This is a genomic window from Mesorhizobium sp. M1A.F.Ca.IN.020.06.1.1 (assembly GCF_004023265.1).
Taxonomy (GTDB): domain Bacteria; phylum Pseudomonadota; class Alphaproteobacteria; order Rhizobiales; family Rhizobiaceae; genus Mesorhizobium.
In genome coordinates this window covers 1-844 of the sequence record NZ_RZSR01001510.1, presented here as the reverse complement: position 1 = coordinate 844, position 844 = coordinate 1, and the positions used below count along the sequence as shown (strand labels likewise).

The following is an 844-nucleotide window of genomic DNA, read 5'->3' as shown; positions in this document are numbered from 1 at the left end:
GGCCTTGCGCAGCGCACGAATGTCGCCGGCCAGCAGCCGCTCGCCATTGTCCTGCTCCGATCTGATGGCGGTCGAGGTCACCCGCTCCTCGTGAAAAAATCTGCTCAAATTTCATGAGAAAGCAAGTGCATGAAAAAATCAAGTGAATTTTCATGCAACGCAAGATTTGCTTGCGCCATTTTGGCGGTTGATGCAAAGCCTCGCCATCGAATCGCGAGTGGGGCGTCCGGTCGAGGACCAGTTAGTTATTTGTGTCTGCCTATGGTCGTTGCGGGAATCGGGTTGCCGGGTCCAGCCATGCGTGAAGGGACGGCCCATGCTGGAAAAGAATGACCGGAGCACGCTCGACGCAGCGATCGTCGATGAGGCGATCATGTCGCGCCGGTCGGTGCGCGCGTTTTTGCCCGACATGGTCGACGACAGCACAATCCGCGCCATCCTGACGGTCGCGGCAAGGGCACCCTCGGGCACCAACATGCAGCCCTGGCGTGTCTATGTGACCAAGGGCGAGGTGAAGCGGCGCATCAGCGACGCCATCCTCAATTCGGGCATCCGCGCCGAAAAGGCCGAATGGGACGAGTACCGTTACTATCCCGACCAGTTCTTCGAGCCCTATCTCAGCCGGCGTCGCGCCAACGGTTTCGGTCTCTACGGCGCGATCGGCATCGGCCGGCGCGAAGTCGACAGGATGCGGGCGCAGCACGACCGCAACTTCGTCTTCTTCGACGCGCCGGTCGGCCTGATCTTCACGGTCGACCGGCGGCTGAACAAGGGCTCGTGGATCGACTACGGCATGTTTCTGCAGAACATCATGGTCGCGGCACGGGGCAGGGGCCTGCATACC

1 protein-coding gene is annotated in these 844 nt (G+C 60.9%); it reads left to right on the top strand.

Annotation, left to right across the window (positions count from 1 at the left end; all coding sequences use genetic code 11):
* Positions 1–316: 316 nt before the first annotated feature.
* On the top strand, positions 317–844 hold a 528-nt coding region (locus tag EOA60_RS35195), incomplete at its 3' end, for a nitroreductase (protein WP_128312742.1).